The following is a 22,141-nucleotide window of genomic DNA, read 5'->3' on the forward strand; positions in this document are numbered from 1 at the left end:
TTATATTTTTAATGTGTGTGGATTCTTGTTCAAGGCATGCAAGAAATGCAGTATATATCAGCTTCCTGGTTTTGGCAGTAGCAGCACTGGTGCCCCTGGCGTACGGAGCAGGGGACATTATTGTTGACGAGGAACTTCAACTGACACGGGGAAGTAACTGTAACCATCCTTCGTGGAGCCCTGATGGCAGGAAACTGGTCTATGCCTATGACCAGGGCATATGGATGATAAACCCGGACGGATCGGGTGCAACCAAGCTCTACAGCACACTTTCGTGGATAGGAGAGCCTGTATTTGATCCTTCAGGCACTAAGATATATTATGCCACTGAAAGCAAGACCACCTATTCGGCACGTTATGTCAGTCTTCATGTAATGAATGCCGATGGAAGTGATAATGTAAAACTTACGGGTACGTCTGACTGCAGAGACCCGTCGGTAAGCCCTGACGGGCGCAGCATAGCATATCTTTCCAAGCTTGCAGGCAATTATGACATATGGGTGATGGATGTCAACACCAGGAAAAGTGTACAGGTCACGGACAGCAAGGGTGATGAATCCTCTCCTTCCTGGAGCCCTGACGGGACCCGGCTGATTTACTCTTTTGCAGGAGACATATATACCCAGGAACCGGATGCTGCCAAGGCAGTGCGCCTGACGGACGATGGATTCAATAACATTGAGCCTTCATACAGTCCTGATGGCGATATGATCGTCTTTTCATCGGACAGGGATGGCAGTTATGATCTCTGGATCATGCATGCAGACGGCACGCATATGAAAAAGCTCACTATGGACAGGTCAAGCGAAAGAGCGCCTGTCTGGAGCCCTGACGGGAACTGGATAGCCTATATATCCAATTCTGCCGGAGAATTCAATATGTGGGCCTTAAGAATGAGGATGGAGAGCACCGATCAGGTTTCCACGGTAACTTATGCGCCGGAAGAAAAGGAAGTTGAAGTAAACCCCTATGTGCACAGCGTAAGGTCATTTGCAATGAATGACCCTAAGAAGTTCATCATATCGGTCTTATTAATATCTTTTGTTGTAGTGTCGGGTATAGTCTACTCTTTCTTAAGGAAGATCCGATAAGTCCTTCATTTTTATCTGATGTGGGGAGCAAATCCCGCAATCCCATCGCAATACTTATAGCCTATTCCTTACATGTAAACGCAGGTTCTTACAATGAATGCAGTATTAGGATTAGAAGATGGGACAATCGTTAAGGGCACTGGTTTCGGTGCCGAAGGTATCGTTACGGGGGAACTTGTTTTCACCACTCAGTACACAGGTTATGAGGAGGCTTTGACCGACCCTTCCTACAAGGGTCAGATCCTTATGTTCACTTACCCGCTGATAGGCAATTACGGTGTCAGCGAAAACTGTTTTGAATCAGACGGTGTCAAGGCAGAAGGCCTTGTCATTAGGGAGGAATGCCCTGAGCCCTCCCATTATCTCTCAAAGAAAAGTATCTTCAAGTTAATGGAAGATGCGGGAAAACCAGGCATCTCAGGTATCGACACGCGCATGCTCACAATAAAGAGCCGTGAGTATGGTACTATGCGCGCAGCCCTCATCAATGGGAGCGATGACGGGGAAGAAGCTGTGAGGCTTGCCAGGGAACTGCCAAGCATCTCTGATATGGACCTCATATCAAAGGTAACCTGTCCGCAGCCCTTCAGGATAGAGAGCCCGCTGCGCGACCCCAGTAACCCGATAAACGTGGTGCTGATGGATTTCGGAAGGAAACTGAGCATAGAGAAGAGCCTGCTGGCCCGTGGCATGGATGTCACTGTGGTGCCTGCAAACACAAGTCCTGCAGAAATAAGCGCATATGAGCCAGATATGCTCTTCCTGTCAAACGGTCCCGGAGACCCGCTCAGTGCAAAGGGAGGCATAAAGGCCGTAAAGGAACTTGCAGGCGAACTTCCCATAGTAGGCATCTGTCTTGGCCACCAGATAATATCACTGGCCCTTGGCGGAGAGACATACAAGCTCAAGTTCGGTCACAGGGGTGCAAACCAGCCGGTGAAGGACTTCGAGACAGGTATAGTGCACATTACATCCCAGAACCATGGATTCGCTGTGGACCCCCATTCATTTGAAGAGGAGAATGTTCAGGTCACACAGGTCAACGCTAACGACAAGACCGTGGAAGGCGTATGCCACAAGTATCTTGACATGTTCAGCGTGCAGTATCATCCTGATGCACATCCGGGCCCTCTTGACACGGAAAAGCCCTTCTTTGACAAGGTACGTAAGATTGCAGGGAGGAAGTAAGCAATGCCAAAACGTGAAGATATTAAAAAGGTACTTTTGATCGGCTCAGGCCCGATAATGATCGGCCAGGCGGCGGAGTTCGACTTTTCCGGAAGCCAGGCATGCCGGTCCCTCAAAGAGGAAGGGATCGAAGTAGTACTCGTGAACTCCAACCCTGCGACCATCATGACAGATCCTGAGATGGCGGATGCTGTCTACATAGAGCCCCTGGATTACAGGTCCGTTGAGAAGATAATAGCAAAGGAAAGGCCTGACGGCATAATCGCCGGTATTGGCGGCCAGACAGGACTGAACGTGACCAGTGAGCTTGCAGAGCACGGCATCCTGGACAAGTATGGAGTGAAACTGCTCGGCACTCCCCTTGACGCTATCAAGAACACCGAGGACCGCGAACTGTTCAAGCAGACCATGCAGAGAATAGGAGAGAAGGTCCCGCGCAGCAGGGCAGTGTCATCCCTGAAGGAGGCAGAGGAGGTTATTGATGAACTCGGCCTTCCGCTGATCATTCGCCCGGCCTACACGCTTGGAGGCGCAGGAGGCGGCATTGCCCACTCAAGGGAAGAGCTTCTCGAGATATGTGAGAGGGGACTCAGGCGCAGCCGCATCCATCAGGTACTGATAGAGGAGAGCGTGCTCGGCTGGAAAGAGTTCGAGTACGAGGTCATGCGTGACGCAAACGATACCTGCATAGTCATCTGTAACATGGAGAACCTTGACGCCATGGGAGTCCATACCGGTGAATCCATGGTGGTCACCCCGTCCCAGACCCTCAATGATCAGGAGCACCAGATGCTCAGGACAGCCGCAATCAAGATCATACGCGCTTTCGGTATCGAAGGCGGATGTAATATCCAGTTCGCCCTCAAGGATGGTGATTACAGGATAGTCGAGGTCAACCCCCGTGTGTCCCGTTCATCCGCACTTGCTTCAAAGGCCACCGGTTACCCTATTGCCAGGGTGACCGCAAAGATTGCTCTTGGAATGAGGCTTGACGAGATCCTCAATAACGTCACAAAGCAGACCCCGGCTTCCTTTGAACCTACCATTGACTATGTTGTTACCAAGATCCCAAGATGGCCTTTCGACAAGTTCGTTAACGCCGACAAGACCCTGACCACCGCAATGAAGAGCACGGGAGAGGTAATGGCTATCGGCCGTACCATCGAGGAATCACTGCAGAAGGCTATCCGCTCCCTTGATATCAAGATGGACCTTGGGTCCGATGAGTGGAACAGCAGCGAGGTCAGGACCCTTCTGCAGACTCCAACAAGCGAGAGGCTGTTCGTTATCTATTATGCCCTTCGCAATGGTTTCACGCCTGAGGAGATCTCCCAGCTGACATCAATAGATGTCTTCTTCATCAAGAAGATCAAGAACATCGTGGACATGGAAAATGCCCTTGAGGAAAGTGCAAAAGCAGGAGAGATGTCAGCAGATCTCCTGCGCCGCAGCAAGCGCATGGGCTTCACCGACTCCAAGATCGCAAAACATACCGGCAGGACCCGTGAGGAGATAAATGATCTCAGGCGCAAGGCAGGTATAAATGCAACCTACAAGATGGTGGACACCTGTGCAGCGGAATTTGCGGCAGCAACTCCCTACTATTACTCTTGTTATGAGACGATGTGCGAAACAAAGCCCTCGGACCGCAAGAAGATCGTTATCCTGGGCTCAGGCCCAATAAGGATAGGCCAGGGTATTGAGTTTGACTATTGTACCGTGCATGCGGTGTCGGCCATCAGGGAAGCAGGCATAGAGGCCCAGATCATCAACAACAACCCTGAGACCGTTTCCACTGACTATGACACCTCTGACAAGCTCTTCTTCGAACCGCTTACCCTTGAGGATGTAATGAATGTCATCGAGCGCGAGAAACCCTATGGTGTGCTTGTGCAGTTCGGAGGACAGACATCCATAAACCTCGCTCTGCCGCTTGAAAAGGAGCTCAAGAGGCGTGAGGACCTCAATACTGTGATACTCGGAACCTCACCGTCGGACATAGACGTTGCAGAGGACCGCGAGAAGTTCAACCTGCTCATGCAGAAGCTGGATATCAAGCAGCCTGATGCGGGTTATGCTAAGTCACAGGCCCAGGCCATTGAGATAGCTGCACGTATCGGATATCCTGTGCTTGTCAGGCCCTCCTATGTGCTGGGAGGCAGGGCAATGGAGATCGTCTACGACAGGAACGATCTCGAGCGCTACATGCGCGAGGCTGTGAAGGTGTCCCCGGAGCATCCTATCCTCATCGACGACTTCCTTGAGAGCGCAGTGGAGATCGATGTTGATGCCGTATGTGACGGCAAGGATGTGCTTATAGGCGCCATCATGGAGCACATCGAAGAAGCAGGTGTCCACTCCGGTGACTCTGCATGTGTTATTCCTCCGCAGTCCCTCTCTGAGGAGACCCTGGCGATCGTGCGCGACTATACACGCAGGATAGCACTGGCACTGAACGTAAAGGGACTCATAAATCTCCAGATGGCAAAGAAGGGCGATACTGTATATGTGCTTGAGGCGAACCCGCGCTCAAGCAGGACCATACCCTTCGTATCCAAGGCCGTTGGACTGCCGCTGGCAAAGATCGCCGCGCAGGTCATCATAGGCAAGAGCCTGAAGGAACTTGGCTACAACCTGGAGAAAGAGCCGACCGTGAAGCATGTATCCGTGAAGGAAGTACTGCTCCCGTTCGATAAGCTGCCGGGTGCAGATCCGGTTCTCGGCCCTGAGATGAAGAGTACCGGAGAGGTAATGGGGATTGATTACGATTACGGGCGCGCTTTCTTCAAGGCCCAGCTAAGTGCCGATAACATACTGCCGCTTACGGGCAAGGTGTTCATGTCCATAAGGAATGTGGACGAAGAGCAGCTGCTAGAGGTCGCACGCAAGCTCAAGGATGCAGGAATTGAACTGGTAGGCACCAAGGGTACCGCAGAGTTCCTTGAGAAGAACGGCATCGAGATGGGCATCATCAAGAAAGTGCACGACGGCAGCCCCAATGTCATCGATATGATGCGCAGGGACGAGGTCGCCCTTGTGATCAACACGCCGACCAACAAGCAGGCTCGGAAGGACGGCTCCAGGATCCGCCGTGCGGCTGTGGACTTCAAGGTCCCCTATATCACGACGATCCAGGCGGCACTGGCAGCAGCCTCTGCAATAACTGCAATGAAGATGGGCGAGGGAACTGTAAAGTCCATCAACGAATACCATAAAGAGATAGCCACCAACAATTGATCAGTTTCAGGACCAGGATAGGATAACATGTCAAAGAAAGTAGTACTTGCTTACTCGGGCGGACTTGACACATCCGTGTGCATCCCGCTGCTTAAGGAAAAATACGGTTACGACAAGGTCATTACTGTTTCTGTGGATGTAGGCCAGCCCCCGCAGGAAGTGCAGGAAGCCGAGCAGAAGGCCAAGAAGATCAGTGACGGACACTACACCATTGATGCAAAGGAAGAGTTCGTGAAGGATTACATCTTCCCGCTCATCAAGGCCAACGGCGACTATGAAGGTTACGTGATGGGCACTTCCGTAGCCCGTCCCCTGATCGCAAGGAAAGTCGTGGAGATCGCGGACAAGGAGGGCGCAGTTGCACTGGCCCATGGCTGTACCGGCAAGGGCAACGACCAGCTCAGGTTCGAGGCTGTTTTCAGGCTCACCGACCTGGACGTTGTCGCACCCATGAGAGATATGAACCTCACCCGTGAATGGGAGATAGATTACGCCAGGAAACATGGCATCCCCGTGGCAGCTACCAGCGCCAAGCCCTGGAGTGTTGACGAGAACATATGGAGCCGCAGCATCGAGGGTGGCCGGCTGGAAGACCCGGGCTTCATCCCTCCTGAGGAGATATACCAGTGGACTGTCTCTCCGGCAAATGCACCGGAGGCGCAGACCATTGTTATCGGTTTCGAGAAAGGTGTCCCGGTCTCTCTTGATGGCAAGAAAATGGGTGGTGTGGAGCTTATCAATAAGCTCAACAAGATTGCAGGCTCCCACGGAGTCGGCCGCACCGACATGATCGAGGACCGCGTTCTCGGCCTCAAGGCACGCGAGAACTACGAGCACCCCGCAGCCACGGTACTGCTTGCAGCCCACAAAGACCTGGAGAAGCTGGTCTTAAGCCGCGCCGAGCTCAAGTTCAAGAAGATAGTCGATGAGCAGTGGTCCGAGCTTGCCTATTCCGGCCTGGTCGACGAGCCCCTCTACCACGACCTGAACGCTTTCATCAACAAGACCCAGGAACGTGTCACAGGCGCTGTCACCGTCAAACTCTACAAAGGCAGCGTGACAATCCTCGCCCGCAGCTCCCCCTGTGCCCTCTACTCCGAGGACATGGTATCCTTCGACAGCGCCATCCTCAACCAGAAGGACGCCGAGGGCTATGCGAAGTATCATGGCTTCCAGGCAAGATTGTACAAGAAGGTTGTCGAGAAGTGAAGTTCATCTTCACTTTCTAAATCTTATTTTCATTATTCATACCGGTACTGCTCATTCAGTATGTTTTTCCCATATTGGGCTTCAAGGCACTTTTAACACCAGATCCACCTTGATTTCCAAAGTGTCAGAAAGATAATTCTCAAGTCCGATGAATTCAAGAAGGCCAGGGGCTTCATTGAACTCGATCAATACATCAAGATCACTGGCATCTGTCTGCTCTCCCCTTACATAAGAACCGAAAACAGCAAGAGACCTAACCTTGAACCTGTCTTCCAGTTCCGGCAATATTTCATGGAGCTGCTGAGTGTATTTCTTTGTTGCGTTAGGTTTGAATAAGGGAACATATTACACGTCCGGAATACCATTCACATAAAATGAATTCTGGATCAAGTTCCCATAATTCGACAAATATTTATTTCATAATCCCCGACTAAAATTGTGGTGCCTTTCCAAAAAGGTAATGTGGGTAATATCTGGATGACAGTTGTTATGGTAAAGACTGTGCACAGACTATGAAACATACATTGACGCCTGCCCTTGAAAGCGACTTTCATGAATGCCGAAAATGTTGCAGCGATTGAACCTGATCCTGCGCTCAAAGCCCTGGACATATTCGTGGGCAAATGGATCACAGAGGGAGAAATAAAAGATGCCTCCGGTCTGGTTATAGCCCGGCTGAGTGCTGCAGACACTTACGAGTGGCTCCGGGGAGGCTTTTTCCTCCTTCATCGCTGGGAAGCGCAGATGGACGGTGACAACTCTGAGGGTATTGAAATAATTGGATATGATCCCTCGGGTCAGACTTACCTGACACAGACTTTTGATAGCAAGGGAAACTTTCTCATTTACCGGGCCACCCTGCAGGACAAAAGATGGAATATTTGGGGGAGAACGGAGCGGTTTACGGGCATGTTCGGCAGTGATGGTAAAACTTTAACGGGCACCTGGGAGAGGCTCAATGGCAATTCTGCCTGGGTGCCTTGGATGGATATACAGTTGACCAAAAAGGGTGAGTGACACATGGTAAAGCAGGATCACACTTCATCCACAGATGCGGACCTCATCACTATTCCAAGATATTAAAACAGAAAAACATGATGATTGATAGAACGAGAAAGGAAGGAGAAGCTATGTTTAAAGACACGAAAGCATTCAGCAGTTTTTCTGTTGACGACTTGGCAAAAGCTAAAGCCTTTTATGGTGAAACGCTTGGCCTTGAAGTGACCGAAGAAATGGGCATGGGACTGAAACTTCACATTGCAGGCGGTATGTGGATCTTCGTCTATCCAAAAGAAGACCACCAACCGGCAACGTTTACGATTTTGAACTTCCTGGTTGACGACATCGACAGGGCGGTAGACGAATTGAAAGCCCGCGGTGTCGTTTTTGAGAAGTATGGGGGCAAGCTGCAGACCGATGAAAAAGGCATAGCCCGCAGTAAATCTGCTGAAGAGGGTCCTGATATCGCATGGTTCAAAGACCCGGCAGGGAATTTCTTATCCGTGTTGACGAAAGAGAAGGCATAATAATAAAAACCCGTATAATTAGTAATAAGATCAACTAAACTCAACAGCCAGAGATATTATTGTCCAATAGCTCCGGATACTTGCCGAATCATTTACCGAGTCTGATTACCTTTCTGATGTGCCTGGTTCCTTGAAGGGATGAGCTACATCGGTGATCAGTCTCATTTCCTTCACCGGGTTCAACCTTTCTGAGTCCGCCTGTTCATGTCTGTTTACAGGACTATCCAGGCTGCTCACCATCAGCAATTCAGGGGCTTTTACGCCGTGTAACCCGCTCCTTGCAGGATAAGGCCGGTCACCTCTGGAAAAACGGTCCTGGCCTGTTCATTATCATAAAAATTGCAGCAATGCGCAGGAAGGTCACATCCGGGGAGAGTGGACTGGATAAGGGCAATAGATTCGCTTTGTCCTGCCTTTGAAGTTTCCACAGGGAATCCCCTGACAACGATCATTTGTCTGCAGTATTTATCTTTAAAATGCCCAGATGTAACATTTATACTGAATTCTGATTTGCAGTGTTTAAATATCTGGTCAACAGCTATTACTTAATGGGAGTCGGGTGATGATATGAAATATAGATTATTTTTGATGGTGCTTTCAGTACTGCTTATTGTGCCTGGGATATCTGTGGTATCAGCCATACCCAGTTACCTGGAGTCTTTCAACCAGCAGTACGATACCAACGGCACCAGGCTTGATTCATGCAATATCTGTCATACAGATACCGAGAAAGAATCAATTAACTCTTATGCAAGTGACTATTCAGAAAGCGGAAGAGACTTTTCATCAATTGAGGCACTTGACTCAGATGAAGATGGATTCACGAATATAGAGGAAATCAATGCCCTGACCTTACCGGGAGACCCTGCAGACCGACCGCAAACTACAGAGGCCCCGTCAGAAACCGGGGCTAATGAAACCGATGAGCAACAGACTCCGGGGTTTGAAGGTATTGCTGCAGTTATAGGGCTAATGGCAGCAGTATATCTGATGGGTAGAAACAGCCGCATGTGAAAGATCTTACTCGAAAATCCGGCAAAAAAGTGATGATCTTTATCGGACCATCTTTCTTTTTTCCTTTTTAGTTGATTTCCGTATCCTGCAACCAGTAGTTTAATCCGAATTAAGTTCCCGCAGGCATCCCGCCAGCCTTTTGATTCCTTCTTCTATCTTATCGAAGTCCGAGTTGGAAAAGTTCAGCCGTAGCGTGTTGATTCCCATACCGTCCCGGGTATAGAATGGACTGCCTGGGACAAAGGCAACATTTTCCTTAATTGCAAGCTCGAACAGATCCATTGACGATATCCCTTCAGGCAGCGTCACCCATACAAACATCCCGCCTTCTGGCTTTGTGTAGCCGATGCCCTCCGGAAAATGCTCTTCCATCAGCCCGATCATCAGGTCACGGCGTTTTCCATAGGCGTCCTTTATTTTCAGTATATGTTCATCGATATCGTTATCCAGGAGGTATTGGTAGATGATGCGCTGGGAAAGATAATTTGAATGCAGGTCAGCAGCCTGTTTTGCTATGAGCAGTTTCTCCATGGTCTCTCCCTGGGCGCATATCCATCCCATTCTGATCCCGGGAGCTATTATCTTTGAAAATGAGCCCAGCAGGATAGTGTTATCGGAAAAGTTCCTGATTGTGGGCAGATCCTCGCCTGCGAATCTCAGTTCCCAGTATGCATTATCCTCTACACAGACAATGTTATGCCTTTGGAGGATCTTGGCTGTCTCTTCTCTTTTCTGCCTGGAGTACGTAATGCCGGATGGGTTCTGGAAGGTGGGGACCGTATAGAAAAGCTTTCCACTGCTTCCGGCCAGGATCCTGTCAAGCTGGTCGGTGTCTATACCGTCTTCCAGCAGGGGAACTTCCACAAATTCCGGCTCGAAGATGGAAAACGCCTGGATCGCTCCAAGATAACCGGGACTTTCAATGACAACCCTGTCTCCTTTATTCAGGAAGACCTTTCCGATAAGGTCGATGCTCTGCTGGGAGCCGTTCGTTATAAGAATCTCATCAGGGTCGATCTTCAGCCCGCTTTTTAGGAGATATCTTTGTGCGATGAACTCTCTCAAAGGCAGGTATCCCTCAGTGGTACTGTACTGAAGGGCATTCCTTCCCTCCTCTGACAGGACCTTCGCAGCGGCCGCTGCTACCTCATCCACCGGGAAAAGACCGGGGTTTGGCAGTCCGCCTGCAAAGGATATGACCTCCGGCTGCTGGGTGACTTTCAGTATCTCCCTGATGAAGGACTTGCGGGTATTCTCCATCCTGTCAGCGAATATTGTGCTCATGAAGACTTTCCCAGGCAATGTTACAAATTAAATGTTTCCATCGATGTCATGAAGATAGCAGGCTTACTTTGAGAATATTTCCTTCGTCCCGCCCGCTATGAGCAGCGCCACGTCCTTGAGCACGAACATCTGCTTGAAACCTTTTGGCAAGGCTATATACCTGGGCTCCCAGACGGGGTTGAACTTCTCTTTATAGGCGCGCAGCCCCTTGAAATTGTAGAAATATTCCCCGTGAGTGAATATAGTTGCCCCGATCTTGTTCCAGAGGGGTGCCAGAGTCCTGTTCTCCAGGCCGGACAGCGGCGACATGCCAAGGGAGAAGTACCTGTAGCCGTTCTCCTTGCCCCAGAGCATCAGCTTCACGAAGAGATATTCCATCGTTGTGTTTGATATTCCGGGGTCGAAGCGCATAAGGTCAATGGCGAGCTCTTCTTTTTCAGCTCCGATCCATATATTTGCAAAAGCTGCTATCTGCTCTCCCTTTTTTACAACTGCTAGAGGGAAATGACTCAGGTATCCTATATCGAAGGAACCCATAGAGAAGCCTTTTTCCTTGGTGTTTTTAGTCTCCAGCCAGGCATCAGATATGCTTTTCAGCTCACCCTCATGCTTTGCCACATCTTCTGGCTGAATTATCTCAAAGTGGTAGCCTTCCTTCTCCTCCATTCGCTTCACAGAATAGCGAAAATCCTTTCCTGCACTCCCTTCGAGGGAAAAGGATGAGAGCGGGACCTTGCCTTCCTCTCCTATCTTAATAAGGGTCAGGCCAATGTCCAGATAATATGGAATGAACTTTTCACTGATCTCATAGAAAACGGTCCATCCCTGATGCAGGTTTGCCATTTCATGGAAATCCCATATAAGCTCCTTCATGCGCTCACATTTCCCAATAGGATCGCCCATACATATCCAGCTCTTGCCTGAAACTCCGTACATGAGGAATGCACTCCCGGGCTCGTTGAACATCAGGTACTTGTCCTTCAGCAGTGCCAGGTAGCCGTTTGTATCCTTGCTGTCTTGAGATATCGCTTTTGCTCTGGCCATTTCGTCTTCATCCGGTAGTTCAAGGCTCTTGCTGGAGCCACCCAGCAGTTTCATGAGTCCTATTACAGACAGTATGAAAAGGGCGGCCACAACTGATCTCAGGAATCTTGGCACATGCAGGTCGGTGCCGAACTGCCACAAAAGGCTTTGTGAATATTCGATATGTTCGTGCGCAAAGAGCCCGATCCAGATAAAACTGATGACCACCACGGCTATCGCAATGATATTGTCGCTGCTAAAGGACTGGTCCAGAAGGGACGATTTCCTGTAGAAGTATTTCCTGTTAGGCAGCAACAGCAGGAAAATAATGAACAGGATAATGGACTCGGTATAATCGAAGCCTTTAAGGATCGAAAGTATGCTTCCCAGGAGAAGTATCGAGACCGATAGCAGGTAAGCACCGTCAACTCTCTTCCAGAGCCCGTTGGCAAGTATCAGGAGCATGACGCCTATAATGCTGCTCAGGAGACTTGACCACTCCACTAGCGACAGGGGAATTATCCTTGTAAGGATGCGGATACTTTCTATCTGGGGAGGGAGGGCCTCAGAAAAGAGCAGTATTACTCCTGCAAAGAAGACGAGCACGGAAAATACCTGGGGAGTGAAAGCCGATAGTTTCAGCGTCTTCTTATGCAGCCTTATCAGGACCTTTTTCCTCGCATTGAACTCAGTATATGAGAGGATAGCAATTCCGACAAGCAGCGGAGTAAGATAGTATACTGCCCTGAACACTAGAAGCGATACAATGACATCTGATACTCCTGCATAAGGGGCAAGGGTGAAGAGCATGATAGCCTCAAATACACCGATGCCTCCAGGCACAGTACTTGCATAGGCAACTGTCTGCGCCACAAGGAACATTGCAAGCAGATATGTGAAAGAGACCTCCCCATACTGGGAGAGAAGGAAATAGAGTGCGCTTCCTGCAAAGATGGAATCAAGAGATGATATAAGTATCTGGAGCAGTGCAGTCCTGATATCCGGGAACTTCACTTCCTCCCCCTTTATGACAAAGACCTTCTTCTTCAGGCAAAGAGCAAGATAAAAAGACAGTGCTACTAGCAGGCTGCCTCCAAGTATCTTCAAGAGGAGAGGACTTAGGAAAGGGGCAGAGGGAAGACCTGCCGGATAGAAGGCAAGCAGCAATCCCCCAACAAAGCATATGCCGGCCCAGAAGGTGATACTGCAGAAAGTTATGACCTTCCCGATCTGTATCGCTGTAAGCCCATAGGCCGAGTATGACCTGTAGCGGAGATAGCCTCCTGTGGAAAGATGAAAACCGATATTATTACTTATAGATGTGCTCGTGAAAGAGGATTTTGCGATTTCCCTGTAGGAGACCGACTGTCCTATGTAGCGCATTGCCAGGAAATCATAGCCCATCAATGCCATATAGCTCAGGAAAGTGAATAAAAGTGCCAGCAGTATGCTCCCGGATGCAAGTTCTGTAAAAACAGATGGCACTTCCTGCAGGTGCACCAATTGCAACTGACTGCTAAGGAAAGCCAGTGAAAGCGCAAAAATGGCTATCGGTACGAGATAACTGGCTGCTTTTTGTAGCTCGAGGTTCCTGAAATTGTTTTTCTTTAGCAATGTTATTCCCCTGAGATAAAGGATTTAATGGGAATTATCCTATTTTATATTTTTCAGGTTGGCTCCAGCATCACATAATGCCTTCTTCTATGATCGATTCCTCGGTTATCTGTTCTGTGATCCTGATCTCCTCGGTCATACTGCGCTCTTTCCAGCCGCCCTTGTGGAAGTATGCAACAGATATGGCTGCTGCAATGATATTTGTCACAGGGAAAGCCCACCATATTCCATTCTCGGCGAGCGTAGTGTGCTTTGACAGGACATAGGAGAGGGGGAACTGCAGCATCCAGAGTGTGACAATAGCGAGCACCATGGCTACAAAAGTGTCGCCGGCTCCCCTGAATGCTCCCGTGAGCACCTGCTGCATACCCATGAAACCGAATGTAAGGGCCATTATCCTGATGAACGTCGCACTGGACCGGATAGCTTCTGTCTCTCCAGGAATAAAGAACGCAGAAAGCGGCTCAGCCAGGAAGAAGATAACGATACCTGCCAGCGTGAGTGAGATAAAGCCTATCCGGGTACTCATTTTAGTAATCCTCACAGCCCTCTCTGTCTTTCCCGCACCTATGTTCTGTCCCACCAGCGTAGAGGTGGCCATGGACAGGCCAAGGGCAGGAATTATGACGAAACTGAGCACCCTGCTTCCGATACCATATGCTGCGACAGTGATAGTGCCAAAGCTTGCTACAAGCAGGGTAAGTACTGCTATCCCCAGGGAGCGGGTGGACTGTTCTACTGAGGACGGAAGACCCAGCCTGAACATCTTTCTGATAAGCTCTGCATCAGGCTTCAGGTCCTTTGTATGGACCTGGACGCCATACCTGCCACTTATCAGCATCGAGACTCCGATAACTGAAGCTATTCCCTGGGTTCCGATGGTGGCTATGGCGGCACCTGTGACCCCATAGCCTGGAATGGGGCCGTATCCGAATATAAAAAGAGGGTCAAATATAAGGTTCAGCAGCACAGTGCACAGCACCAGGTACATGGGAGTCTTCACATCCCCGACGCCTCTCATGAGGGACTGGTACACAAAATATGCGAACATGAACACAAGCCCCAGGAAAGATATCTGAAGGTAGGAAACCGCATCATCGAACACATCCGGTTCCGCTCCCATGAGTGTCATCAGGCCGGGGGACAGGTAGTACCCGATCACGGATAGTAGCAATGATACGATGAACATCATCAACAAGGTCTGCGATGCAATGTGGTCCACACTCTTCTTCTCTCCTTTTCCTTGATACTGGGCCACAAGTATCGTCCCCGCTATCGCGAGCCCTCCGCCAAGTGATATAAGGAGGAATATGAAGGGGAAGCTCAAAGAGACCGCAGCCACTGCCTCATGTCCAAGCCTCCCTACCCAGAAGGTGTCCACAAGCTGATAGGCTGTCTGAAGCACGTTTGCAAATATGATCGGGACCGCCAATGCGATAAGCGACCTCATTATCGGTCCTTCGGTCAGTCTGTCAGAAGAATATTTTCTGTCCATGGGATTTCAACAGCTTTAGATTATCTTTTGCTTACAATATAAGTCCATAACTCGGCTCTGTTGCCAGGTACCCGTCAGAGAAGATGATGGTCTCCATGATAATACGGGCATCGATGCGTTCGACTTCTTCGAACGATGCCAGCAGGTTTGCCCTCAGCAGGAGCGATGCAGCTATATCTTCCAGATATTCAAGTGCCAGTCCGATAAGAGGCTTCTTATTTTCAGGGTTCAGTGCACGCAGGTATGCAACACCTGCAAAATGGTCCCTTTGAACTATCTTTCTAAGATAGTCCCTCAGTACCTCGATGCTATCCTCCGCCAGAGGCCTTGTGTGGAAGCCCGGCCAGTCAATACTGGCCGTAATCCCGACCTCACCTGTGCGCTCCAGTCTCATCCTCTCCACAATCCCTTCGTCCAGCCTGAAAACAAGCCACTGCATGTCTTCTGTGAGGTAGGTGGGCAGGTCGATGAACTCCTCTGACGAGAGCTGGGATATGAAAGCAGCCTTGCTCTTCTCAGAGATCGATGCATTACTCAGGTCCATAGCATTTACATGGTCAAGCAGCTTGGCCTGCAGGATCCCGGGTGGTATGTAGTCGAGCAGCTTCCCCGGCAATGAACCATACATCTCCCTGCCCTTGTTCATCATTTCCTCCTTCATCTGAGCTGGCAGCTGCTGCATTATTTCTTCTCCGGTGCGGCGCAGGCCCGAATCAGCATCATGCGAAAAGCCCCTGCATATCTGGCTGGTATAGAGCTGGACCCTGTGCCCGAAGAAGATCTTTATCGGGAATATCCTGCACAAGAGCGAGCGCACGGTATAGATCCCGCATCTTCGGTCATCTTTCAGGAACATGCAGGCTCCCCTGTCCTGATGCTGTCTCATCGTGTAGACATTACAGAAATATGGGTCGTCCGTTTCCCATTTTTTAAGGCCGTTACTGTCAATATTCAGTATTTCTTTGAAACTGGGCTCGCATTCTCTCACCTCAGCCGGGAAAGTACAGCAAAAGCCGCAGTTTTCCAGGCACGTGAAGTCCATTCCTTCAAGTAAGGAGTAATCTATCTTGGTTGTCGTATCAAACATCCCCTGAAAAGCAAAATAATGGCAATGCACACCTGGATGTGCTCATTGCCCCGGATATGACTATCATTAGAGGTAAATTAAGATCTCCGTGCTTCTAGAAGTAGTGCTGTTCTGGCAGTAAATGGCTATCTCAAGATTTAAGGCTTTCACATGGGACATTGTTCCTATGATTATTTTATATATATCCGGAGTGCATTATAGCCTGCATGGCCTACTACTCCTTTGTCAATGAGATTCTGCGCAAAGGCATTCATCTTACTTCCATAATCATAGTGCTGGTTTACGCACTCTTTGGCAAACAGGCTGTGCTTGCTCTGCTTATCACCTACCTTGTGATCATACTGGTGATCGAGCACATGCGACTTGACAGGGGCCTGAAGCTTCCTTTTGTTAATTGTCTCTTCCGCCAGAAAGAGCTTTCAGCTGTAGGGTCCCATGTATTCTTCACACTTGGAGCACTTGCTGCAGTGGCAGTGTTCAGTGAGGATGTGGCTTATGCCGCTCTTCTGATGACCACCTTCGGCGACATGAGTGCAGCACTTGTTGGCCGGAAGATGGGTAAAACTAAGGTAGCCGGTGGTGCAAAATCACTGGAAGGATGCGCTGCTGAGTTCATTGTGGACCTTTTCATAGGCTACATCTTCCTCTCAAGCCTGCCTCTTGCGATACTGATGGCACTTACTGCAACATTAGTTGAAACCCTGTTCGTTCACATCGACGATAACCTTGCGATCCCGGTCTTTTCGGGTTTCGTTGTGGAAACGTACCTTTATTTGTTGTCGTCCGTCCTGTAAAAACCGTTATCGAGGAATGTTTCCGGGACCTTCTTCAATCAGAGGATATCAGACTGGTTCCTGAACCCAGTACTCCTTAAATCCGTGTTCATCCGCGCAGATCCGTATCGCAAAGAAGATTGAGAAAACATGGATCTGAATGAAAATAGCAAGTGTAAACTCAGATCAGTTATTATAGGCATCGTATATCTGCCATAGCCATATAATAGGCAGCAGTATGAATCCTATCAGGACGAACTGGAGGAGCCAGCTGACGCCAAGTGCTATCCATATCAGTATGGCTTTAATAACCTGGCCTTTTACGATCTGCCCCAGCCCGGGTACGAAAAATGACAGCAGTGCCGGAACGCCATATGTTCTCTTTTCCCTCATACTTGTGACCTTCTGGATGACCTGTTACAATGATATGATGGAATCGGATATGTAAAAGACTTTTCGCTTATGGCAGGCTCTTTCTTATTCACTGCTGCGGATATTTCTTCAAAAGGGTTTTAAAAAACGAGCCCATACTATTAAATTGGGGAGAACAATGCCATACAGTAAGAACTCAGAATTGCCGGAAACAGTCAGGGATAAGGTTCCCGAGCATGGTCAGGATATCTACAGGAAAGCCTTTAACAGTGCATGGGAACAATACAAGGACCCTTCGGAAAGAAGGGAAGGCACTTCCAGGGAAGAGACTGCTCACAGGGTTGCATGGAGTGCCGTGAAGAACGAGTACGAAAAGGACTCGAAGGGGAACTGGGTACCAAAGGACTAAGCCTGTGTCCAAGAGGAGCAGGCACATTGTGCAACAGTAGTAGAATATTAGAGTACTGCATAAAACCTGGCGAAAACAGAAGTACAAGCTAAGGTTTAAATATAGAAGCACACTACATATGTAGTGTAGACACTACATATGCAGGTATGAAAGAATCCTGCAAACAAGGAAGGTGTAAAAGTGAAGAAAATAACAGCAATACTCCTTGCAGGAATGCTTATTGCAGTTACAGCAGGAGTGGGAATCGTGGCCGCAGCTAACGGACAGACAGGCAATTCAGGTTACTTTGGTTCCATGCACCAGTGGGCGGCCAACAGGATGAACCAGTATGGTTACGGCGGATGCCCGTTCTACCAGTCCTATGTGAACGATGGCAACAATACAGTTGAGCTTGAGGTTTCAACGATCGAAGAAGCCATAACAGTCGCAGAGGCAGAGACCGGCCAGGACATCTCGGAAGATAACGTCTACCAGATGGGAAGATGGTGGGTGTTCAGCTATGCGGATGATGAAGGCACCATCAAGCAGGGACGTATCGACGCATATACAGGTGAGGTCATAGAGGACTTCTATGCAGGCTCCGCAAACCAGGGACAGTACCAGAATGGCCGTGGGATGATGCGTGGCGGCGGATATGGTGGCGGATACTGCGGTGCATATTATAACAGATAAAGCAATAGGCATCAGATTCTATAGCGAACAATAGCAAATATAATATGGACCTCCACCATATACCTTTTTAAAAATAGTTTATGAGAGGTGAACTTTATGATGGGCAGCGGCATGTATGGTGCATATTCCTTCTGGGGCATACTAGTGAATATCTTCGTCATTCTATTAATCGTAGGAATAGTGGTCCTGCTATTGAACAGGTCCGAGTTCGTAAGTTCCGGGAATAACGAACGGCTGGCAAGGCTTGAAAAAGATGTGGACGAGATCAAGAGGACAGTGCAGGCCATAAAGGAAAAGCTCGATGAGATCTGAGCTGTCTTCATTGATCCGGAAAAGTGGCACGATGACAAAGACGCTTCAGCAGATCACGGATATAGGCGAGGCTATATCGCACCCTGTCCGTTTAAAGTTGCTATACCTGCTCTCAGAGAGAGAGAGGTATGTATACGACCTGGCAAAGGACCTTAACCTTTCGCGCCAGGTCGTACAGTTGCACCTGAAACGGCTGGAGAATGCGGGATTTGTTGAAAGTGACCTCCGGCTTGAGGACAATGACATGAGAGCAAAGAAGTTCTTTAAACTGAAAGACTTTGATGTCAGAATCGGAATTGATGATCTCATGAAGATATTCGAATGAATTTTCTCACAGCCGGGCGCCAAACAGACAAGTCCCTGGACTATGGTTTTGACCTTATCAGTCTGAAAACATCCTTCAGGGCAAGGTTCTTTTCTTCAGCAACAGTAAGACCTGCTTTCCTGATGTTTTCAACTGTTTCACGGTTGATGTTGACTCCTGTCAGGCCAGTGGTGACAGGATTGAGAAGGTCTTCAACTGATGCTATTATTTTGTTACGGCTTCTCATGTGCTCCAGAGTGATGACAGTGCCTTGAGGCTTGCATACACGCCCCATTTCCTTTAAGGCAGCAGCAGGATCAGGAATGGAACACAGTACGAATGTGGTTATGACGTAGTCAAAGCAGTCATCTATAAACCCCAGATGCTCAGCATCCATTAAGAGAAGGGAAACGTTCTTTTTTCCTGCCGCCCTCCTTTTTGCACGGGCGAGCATTTTACTGCTTATGTCAATCCCCACCATCTCGCAGTCGTCCGGATAATAAGGGATGTTCTTTCCGGTTCCCACGCCTACCTCAAGCACCCTTCCCTTCAGGCCGGCGAAAACTTCCCGCCTCCAGTCGCCATATCTCATCAGTTCCATAGGTGTTTCCATAAGGTCGTACACATGAGAGAAGCGGTCGTACTTTGAGATAATGGACATATATCCATCTCTGGTCTTAATCTTTAAATCCGTACTGCCATTATGCAGCTTTCAGAGAATAGAGCCACCAGCATATTTAGAAAGTGATATAAACGAACAAGGATTTGATTCATATAAGAGGATCAAAAGAGGAAAAGCATGGTTACCAAACAGGAAGAATACTGGAAGAAAGATAATTTCGTAGTCGTTACCGATGGCACAAAACCGGCTATGAAATGGACCATTGACGAACTGAAAAAAAGAGGAAAGAAAGTGCATGTAGTTGACCTCTCTGACAAGCCAGCCCAAGACACATTCAAGGATGTCGCCCAATTACCGGGAGGCGCAGAGAATGCCATCATTGGTGTCACAAAGACCGAGCCTGCAAGGATCATTGAAAAGCTTGCATCCAAGGGCATAAGGAATTTCTGGGTGCACTGGAAGACTGATACCTGTGACGTGGAGCATCTGACGGCTGATCCGGAACTTAGTATAATAACCGGACGGTGTCCGATGATGTACCTCGGGAAAGGCGCAAGCATGCATGGATTCCATCGATTCGTTGCACGTTCCCTTGGCAAATACTGAAGATCAAATGCGGGTTTGAGAGGATGGCTTAGACGATGGACACAACATCCTGTGTAACCCGCATGAAATAACTTTTCATGTACATACTCGGACAAAACATCACAGATTGCTTATATATGTGTTCACCGTAATTATCCGTTACAGTCAGATCAGAACGATGATTATACAACCATCTAAAACGAAGCTTCAAATGCTTCTGCCGATGGTTCTATCACATTAATATAAATGTTGGCAGACAATACTCCCCTCAGATATAATGTACAACAATCCTATACAAACGATAATAAGTTTGCTTTCACAATGCCAACATTTATATTATTTCTTCCCAACATCTTTTTAATGCAGGTCTCCCCAGGCAATGGGACTGGTACAGCTTAAATAACAAAGATACCTAAATAGTAATGGGAATCAAACGATCTCCCGGGAAAAGGAGTGGAACATGCTGGAAAATGACGACCTAGACAGTTTGCTTACAGGAAAGCCCTCAGAGCGCGAACGTGTGAAAATGGAGCATGAGTATATGCATAAAGCTGCTTCTCACCCTATCCGCCGGCAGATCGTAAGGGAGATAGGCGCCTTCGGTGCAACAAAAGATGATATCCTGAAGGCTGTGGATGTTGACGAGAAGGTGTTCAGGTACCACACGGAATTCCTTATAAACGGCGACCTTCTGAGCATGCTGGAAGGCAAGTATTTCCTGACAGAAAAAGGCCTGGAGATACTGGCAAACATCAAATGAGCAAACTAAGTGCGGCCTTACCCTTTATTATATTAACCGACTCTTTCCTGTTAATTGGCCCCATAACAAAACGTTAATTTATACTATGGTCAATATACTCCCGATGGACCCTATCATATCAGCCAGCGGATTAAGGAAGAGCTTTGGTGACCGCGTGGCATTGAAGAGTATCGACCTTGAAGTGAAAAGGGGGCAGTCCGTGGTCATTTTCGGCCCCAACGGAGCCGGCAAGACAACTTTTCTGAAGATACTGTCCACTGTCATGATGCCCACAGGGGGCACTGTGATCATGGACGGTATCGACATCAAGAAGAAACCTGCAGAGGTCAGACGAATGATAGGCGTGATCTCGCACGAGAGCTATCTTTATGATGAACTCACGGCAAGGGAGAACCTGAGATTCTTTGGCAGGATGTACGGCCTTGCAAAAGGCGAACTTGAAGAGCGTACGGATGAGCTGCTGGCCAATGTGGACCTTCTTAAGCGCGGGGACGACAGGGTGGGCTCCTTCTCACGGGGCATGAAACAGCGCCTGTCCATTGCAAGGGCACTGATGCACAAGCCTTCCGTACTGCTGATGGATGAGCCCTATACCGGGCTTGACCAGAAGGCTGCAGAAACTTTTGAGAGCGTGATGGGTCGTCTGGATACGGATCAGGTAACAAAGGTAATGGTGTCCCATAATATTGAAAGGGCCCTGCAGCTCAGCGACCGGGCTATCATAATGGACAACGGAAAGATCGTGCACGATTCCCCGAGTACGGTGTTCTCAGGAACAGAGGATTTCAGGCACACCTATATGTCGCTCGTATGCGGGGATACGGATGCTGAGGGAATTACCAACCTCCAGTGATACAGGAGATATGAATGATCAAAAGCATCCATATAGCAGCGAAGGATCTGAGGTCAGAGTTCAGGACCAAACAGATGATCAATTCCATGTTCATATTCTCCCTGCTTGTGATAGTGATATTCAGTATAGCCCTCGGAGATCTGCTTAGCCGGACCGATATCATTGACAGGCTTGCTCCTGCAGTGCTCTGGGTATCCTTCATTTTTGCCGGGACCGTGGGGCTTTCACGGGCCTTCGGCTCTGAAATGGACAACGGTTGCCTGGAAGGACTGAAACTGTGCCCTGTGGACCGTGGGGTCATCTACACGGGTAAAACTATCTCAAGTGCGATCATCATGTTCCTTGTCGAGGCAGTGACAATCCCGGTATTTGTGGTCTTGTTCAATTACGATATCAGCGGTCTTGCAGGCCTTTCACTGGTGATAGTTCTTGGAACCCTTGGGTTCATAGTGGTCGGAACGCTGCTCTCCGCCCTGACTGTCAACACCCGCGCAAGGGAGATCATGCTCCCGATAATGCTGCTGCCCCTGGTGATACCGGTCCTTATCCCGGTCGTGACGGCAACCGGAAAACTTCTCACTGGCAGCGATATCGGCGACATATATAATGAACTGCAGCTCCTGATAGTCTACGACCTGATCTTCTTTACAGTGGGCCATCTTGTATTCGAGTTCACCATACAGGACTGAAAGAACAGGCAATTCAAAAGCC

General features: G+C 48.9%; 24 protein-coding genes. 16 read left to right on the forward strand and 8 right to left on the reverse strand.

The features are described 5' to 3' along the window. The first annotated feature begins 71 nt into the window (after positions 1-71). The 4 genes from PV02_RS12080 to PV02_RS12095 all read left to right on the forward strand — a co-directional run bounded on the left by PV02_RS12080 (position 72) and on the right by PV02_RS12095 (position 6,725). Positions 72-1,091, forward strand: coding sequence for a TolB family protein (locus tag PV02_RS12080; RefSeq protein WP_256623670.1), 1,020 nt, complete (start codon positions 72-74; stop codon positions 1,089-1,091). A 93-nt stretch (positions 1,092-1,184) separates the two neighbouring features. Continuing rightward, on the forward strand, positions 1,185-2,279 hold the full coding sequence (gene carA / locus PV02_RS12085) for a glutamine-hydrolyzing carbamoyl-phosphate synthase small subunit (RefSeq protein WP_256623671.1): 1,095 nt from the start codon (positions 1,185-1,187) through the stop codon (positions 2,277-2,279). 3 nt (positions 2,280-2,282) lie between these two features. Then, a complete protein-coding gene (gene carB / locus PV02_RS12090) occupies positions 2,283-5,516 on the forward strand; it encodes a carbamoyl-phosphate synthase large subunit (protein ID WP_256623672.1) in 3,234 nt (1,077 codons plus the stop codon). Between the two features lie 27 nt (positions 5,517-5,543). After that, entirely contained in the window at positions 5,544-6,725 is a 1,182-nt protein-coding gene (locus PV02_RS12095; RefSeq protein WP_256623673.1) for an argininosuccinate synthase, read from the forward strand. An 81-nt stretch (positions 6,726-6,806) separates the two neighbouring features. Here the strand turns inward: PV02_RS12095 and PV02_RS12100 are convergent, their stop codons facing one another. Continuing rightward, on the reverse strand, positions 6,807-7,010 hold the full coding sequence (locus PV02_RS12100; protein WP_342765647.1) for a nucleotidyltransferase family protein: 204 nt from the start codon (positions 7,008-7,010) through the stop codon (positions 6,807-6,809). A gap of 267 nt (positions 7,011-7,277) precedes the next feature. On the opposite strand from PV02_RS12100, the gene PV02_RS12105 reads away from it, so the two are divergent. Both PV02_RS12105 and PV02_RS12110 read left to right on the forward strand, forming a co-directional pair. Then, positions 7,278-7,742 carry a DUF1579 family protein gene (locus tag PV02_RS12105; RefSeq protein ID WP_256623674.1) on the forward strand — a complete coding sequence of 155 codons (465 nt, stop codon included), beginning with the start codon at positions 7,278-7,280 and terminating at the stop codon, positions 7,740-7,742. Between the two features lie 113 nt (positions 7,743-7,855). Beyond that, positions 7,856-8,251 carry a VOC family protein gene (locus tag PV02_RS12110; RefSeq protein WP_256623675.1) on the forward strand — a complete coding sequence of 132 codons (396 nt, stop codon included), beginning with the start codon at positions 7,856-7,858 and terminating at the stop codon, positions 8,249-8,251. Between the two features lie 257 nt (positions 8,252-8,508). Here PV02_RS12110 and PV02_RS12115 read toward each other — a convergent pair whose 3' ends face one another. Beyond that, entirely contained in the window at positions 8,509-8,679 is a 171-nt protein-coding gene (locus PV02_RS12115; protein ID WP_256623676.1) for a hypothetical protein, read from the reverse strand. A gap of 139 nt (positions 8,680-8,818) precedes the next feature. Here PV02_RS12115 and PV02_RS12120 point away from each other — a divergent pair, with 139 nt between their 5' ends. Further along, positions 8,819-9,265, forward strand: a complete 447-nt coding sequence (locus PV02_RS12120) for a PGF-CTERM sorting domain-containing protein (RefSeq protein ID WP_256623677.1) — start codon at positions 8,819-8,821, stop codon at positions 9,263-9,265. A gap of 99 nt (positions 9,266-9,364) precedes the next feature. Here PV02_RS12120 and PV02_RS12125 read toward each other — a convergent pair whose 3' ends face one another. From PV02_RS12125 to PV02_RS12140, 4 genes are all read right to left on the reverse strand, one after another. Further along, positions 9,365-10,549, reverse strand: coding sequence for an aminotransferase-like domain-containing protein (locus PV02_RS12125; protein ID WP_256623678.1), 1,185 nt, complete (start codon positions 10,547-10,549; stop codon positions 9,365-9,367). Positions 10,550-10,612: 63 nt separating this feature from the next. Then, entirely contained in the window at positions 10,613-13,186 is a 2,574-nt protein-coding gene (gene mprF / locus PV02_RS12130) for a bifunctional lysylphosphatidylglycerol flippase/synthetase MprF (RefSeq protein WP_256623679.1), read from the reverse strand. A 70-nt stretch (positions 13,187-13,256) separates the two neighbouring features. Continuing rightward, positions 13,257-14,681, reverse strand: a complete 1,425-nt coding sequence (locus PV02_RS12135; RefSeq protein ID WP_256623680.1) for an MATE family efflux transporter — start codon at positions 14,679-14,681, stop codon at positions 13,257-13,259. Positions 14,682-14,712: 31 nt separating this feature from the next. After that, positions 14,713-15,768, reverse strand: a complete 1,056-nt coding sequence (locus PV02_RS12140) for a YkgJ family cysteine cluster protein (RefSeq protein WP_256623681.1) — start codon at positions 15,766-15,768, stop codon at positions 14,713-14,715. 206 nt (positions 15,769-15,974) lie between these two features. On the opposite strand from PV02_RS12140, the gene PV02_RS12145 reads away from it, so the two are divergent. Next, a complete protein-coding gene (locus PV02_RS12145) occupies positions 15,975-16,562 on the forward strand; it encodes a diacylglycerol/polyprenol kinase family protein (protein ID WP_256623682.1) in 588 nt (195 codons plus the stop codon). Between the two features lie 165 nt (positions 16,563-16,727). Here the strand turns inward: PV02_RS12145 and PV02_RS12150 are convergent, their stop codons facing one another. Then, the gene (locus PV02_RS12150; protein ID WP_256623683.1) at positions 16,728-16,934 is read right to left on the reverse strand and encodes a hypothetical protein; all 207 of its coding nucleotides are present in this window, start codon (positions 16,932-16,934) and stop codon (positions 16,728-16,730) included. A 157-nt stretch (positions 16,935-17,091) separates the two neighbouring features. On the opposite strand from PV02_RS12150, the gene PV02_RS12155 reads away from it, so the two are divergent. From PV02_RS12155 to PV02_RS12170, 4 genes are all read left to right on the forward strand, one after another. Then, on the forward strand, positions 17,092-17,322 hold the full coding sequence (locus tag PV02_RS12155) for a ChaB family protein (RefSeq protein WP_256623684.1): 231 nt from the start codon (positions 17,092-17,094) through the stop codon (positions 17,320-17,322). 180 nt (positions 17,323-17,502) lie between these two features. Continuing rightward, positions 17,503-17,994 (forward strand): PepSY domain-containing protein, encoded by a 492-nt coding sequence (locus PV02_RS12160; protein ID WP_256623685.1) that lies wholly within the window; start codon positions 17,503-17,505, stop codon positions 17,992-17,994. 96 nt (positions 17,995-18,090) lie between these two features. After that, positions 18,091-18,306 carry a hypothetical protein gene (locus PV02_RS12165; protein WP_256623686.1) on the forward strand — a complete coding sequence of 72 codons (216 nt, stop codon included), beginning with the start codon at positions 18,091-18,093 and terminating at the stop codon, positions 18,304-18,306. A 31-nt stretch (positions 18,307-18,337) separates the two neighbouring features. After that, entirely contained in the window at positions 18,338-18,631 is a 294-nt protein-coding gene (locus tag PV02_RS12170; protein WP_256623724.1) for an ArsR/SmtB family transcription factor, read from the forward strand. A gap of 40 nt (positions 18,632-18,671) precedes the next feature. Here the strand turns inward: PV02_RS12170 and PV02_RS12175 are convergent, their stop codons facing one another. Beyond that, positions 18,672-19,271 (reverse strand): class I SAM-dependent methyltransferase, encoded by a 600-nt coding sequence (locus tag PV02_RS12175; protein WP_256623687.1) that lies wholly within the window; start codon positions 19,269-19,271, stop codon positions 18,672-18,674. A gap of 138 nt (positions 19,272-19,409) precedes the next feature. On the opposite strand from PV02_RS12175, the gene PV02_RS12180 reads away from it, so the two are divergent. The 4 genes from PV02_RS12180 to PV02_RS12195 all read left to right on the forward strand — a co-directional run bounded on the left by PV02_RS12180 (position 19,410) and on the right by PV02_RS12195 (position 22,119). Next, entirely contained in the window at positions 19,410-19,838 is a 429-nt protein-coding gene (locus PV02_RS12180) for a hypothetical protein (protein WP_256623688.1), read from the forward strand. A gap of 439 nt (positions 19,839-20,277) precedes the next feature. Continuing rightward, positions 20,278-20,577 carry a winged helix-turn-helix domain-containing protein gene (locus tag PV02_RS12185; RefSeq protein WP_256623689.1) on the forward strand — a complete coding sequence of 100 codons (300 nt, stop codon included), beginning with the start codon at positions 20,278-20,280 and terminating at the stop codon, positions 20,575-20,577. A gap of 85 nt (positions 20,578-20,662) precedes the next feature. Beyond that, positions 20,663-21,430 carry an ABC transporter ATP-binding protein gene (locus tag PV02_RS12190; RefSeq protein WP_256623690.1) on the forward strand — a complete coding sequence of 256 codons (768 nt, stop codon included), beginning with the start codon at positions 20,663-20,665 and terminating at the stop codon, positions 21,428-21,430. Between the two features lie 14 nt (positions 21,431-21,444). Continuing rightward, on the forward strand, positions 21,445-22,119 hold the full coding sequence (locus PV02_RS12195) for a heme exporter protein CcmB (RefSeq protein ID WP_256623691.1): 675 nt from the start codon (positions 21,445-21,447) through the stop codon (positions 22,117-22,119). Positions 22,120-22,141 lie beyond the last annotated feature (22 nt).

It is taken from the genome of Methanolobus chelungpuianus (assembly GCF_024500045.1).
GTDB lineage: Archaea > Halobacteriota > Methanosarcinia > Methanosarcinales > Methanosarcinaceae > Methanolobus > Methanolobus chelungpuianus.

Excerpts from the sequence above, each read along its gene's own strand:
- carA (WP_256623671.1), top strand. The coding sequence starts at position 1,185 with ATGAATGCAGTATTAGGATTAGAAGATGGGACAATCGTTAAGGGCACT.
- carB (WP_256623672.1), top strand. The coding sequence starts at position 2,283 with ATGCCAAAACGTGAAGATATTAAAAAGGTACTTTTGATCGGCTCAGGC.
- PV02_RS12095 (WP_256623673.1), top strand. The coding sequence starts at position 5,544 with ATGTCAAAGAAAGTAGTACTTGCTTACTCGGGCGGACTTGACACATCC.
- PV02_RS12105 (WP_256623674.1), top strand. The coding sequence starts at position 7,278 with ATGAATGCCGAAAATGTTGCAGCGATTGAACCTGATCCTGCGCTCAAA.
- PV02_RS12110 (WP_256623675.1), top strand. The coding sequence starts at position 7,856 with ATGTTTAAAGACACGAAAGCATTCAGCAGTTTTTCTGTTGACGACTTG.
- PV02_RS12120 (WP_256623677.1), top strand. The coding sequence starts at position 8,819 with ATGAAATATAGATTATTTTTGATGGTGCTTTCAGTACTGCTTATTGTG.
- PV02_RS12125 (WP_256623678.1), bottom strand. The coding sequence starts at position 10,549 with ATGAGCACAATATTCGCTGACAGGATGGAGAATACCCGCAAGTCCTTC.
- PV02_RS12135 (WP_256623680.1), bottom strand. The coding sequence starts at position 14,681 with ATGGACAGAAAATATTCTTCTGACAGACTGACCGAAGGACCGATAATG.
- PV02_RS12140 (WP_256623681.1), bottom strand. The coding sequence starts at position 15,768 with ATGTTTGATACGACAACCAAGATAGATTACTCCTTACTTGAAGGAATG.
- PV02_RS12145 (WP_256623682.1), top strand. The coding sequence starts at position 15,975 with ATGGCCTACTACTCCTTTGTCAATGAGATTCTGCGCAAAGGCATTCAT.
- PV02_RS12150 (WP_256623683.1), bottom strand. The coding sequence starts at position 16,934 with ATGAGGGAAAAGAGAACATATGGCGTTCCGGCACTGCTGTCATTTTTC.
- PV02_RS12155 (WP_256623684.1), top strand. The coding sequence starts at position 17,092 with ATGCCATACAGTAAGAACTCAGAATTGCCGGAAACAGTCAGGGATAAG.
- PV02_RS12165 (WP_256623686.1), top strand. The coding sequence starts at position 18,091 with ATGATGGGCAGCGGCATGTATGGTGCATATTCCTTCTGGGGCATACTA.
- PV02_RS12170 (WP_256623724.1), top strand. The coding sequence starts at position 18,338 with ATGACAAAGACGCTTCAGCAGATCACGGATATAGGCGAGGCTATATCG.
- PV02_RS12175 (WP_256623687.1), bottom strand. The coding sequence starts at position 19,271 with ATGTCCATTATCTCAAAGTACGACCGCTTCTCTCATGTGTACGACCTT.
- PV02_RS12180 (WP_256623688.1), top strand. The coding sequence starts at position 19,410 with ATGGTTACCAAACAGGAAGAATACTGGAAGAAAGATAATTTCGTAGTC.
- PV02_RS12185 (WP_256623689.1), top strand. The coding sequence starts at position 20,278 with ATGCTGGAAAATGACGACCTAGACAGTTTGCTTACAGGAAAGCCCTCA.
- PV02_RS12190 (WP_256623690.1), top strand. The coding sequence starts at position 20,663 with ATGGTCAATATACTCCCGATGGACCCTATCATATCAGCCAGCGGATTA.
- PV02_RS12195 (WP_256623691.1), top strand. The coding sequence starts at position 21,445 with ATGATCAAAAGCATCCATATAGCAGCGAAGGATCTGAGGTCAGAGTTC.